Here is an 874-nt window from a genome sequence, read left to right as displayed (position 1 = left end):
GCGCCGCCGACGACGTGGTGCTGAACGTCACCTCGCTGTCTTTCGATATCGCCGTGCTGGAAGTGTTTCTGCCGCTGGTGAGCGGCGCCCGCACCGTGCTGTGTCCCGGCGCCGTGGCGAACGATCCGCAACAGCTCGCCGCGCTGATCGAACGCGCGCAGGTCACGGTCATGCAGGCCACGCCAGTCACTTGGCGCATGCTTGCCGAGCATGGCTGGCCGCGGCAGGGACACCAGCTGAAGGTATTGTGCGGCGGCGAAGCCTTGCCGATCGATCTGGCCCGCCAACTGCTGACGCATGTGCCGGCCGTCTGGAATATGTACGGTCCCACCGAAACTACGGTGTGGTCGACGCTGCACTGCTTCGAACAGAACGCGGCAAGCCTGTCGATCGGCCGTCCCGTCGCCAACACGCGCACTTATGTGCTCGACGAGCACCTCAACCCGGTGCCGATTGGCGTGACGGGCGAATTGCACATCGCCGGCGAGGGGGTGGCGCGCGGCTATTTGAACCGTCCCGACCTCACCGGCGAACGTTTTATACCGGACCCGTTTTCCGCCAGCGGCAGCCGCATGTACAAGACCGGCGATTTGGCCAGGTATTTGCCGGACGGCGCGATCGAGTGCCTGGGACGGATGGATCACCAAGTCAAGATCCGCGGCTTTCGCATCGAGTTGGGCGAAATCGAAACGGCGCTCGCGGCGCAAGACGGCGTGCGCGAAGCGGTGGTGCTGGCGCGCGAGGACGCGCCGGGCGAGCCGCGGCTGGTGGCGTATCTGGTCACGCACGAGGACACGCAAGTTGCGGACACGGCGCGGCTGCGCGCCGCGCTGGCGCGCACCTTGCCGGACTACATGATTCCGGCGCACTTCGT

The 874-nt window shown here is 66.2% G+C and carries 1 protein-coding gene; it reads left to right on the top strand.

The window, feature by feature from the left end:
* Positions 1–874, top strand: an 874-nt coding sequence (locus JANGC3_RS30140) for an amino acid adenylation domain-containing protein (RefSeq protein WP_035789066.1), incomplete at both ends; no start/stop codon positions are given.

The organism is Janthinobacterium sp. CG3, assembly GCF_000344615.1.
In the GTDB taxonomy this organism is placed as follows: domain Bacteria; phylum Pseudomonadota; class Gammaproteobacteria; order Burkholderiales; family Burkholderiaceae_D; genus Janthinobacterium.
The sequence above is the reverse complement of the archived record's forward strand: the minus strand, read 5'-3'. Positions and strand labels throughout refer to the sequence as shown.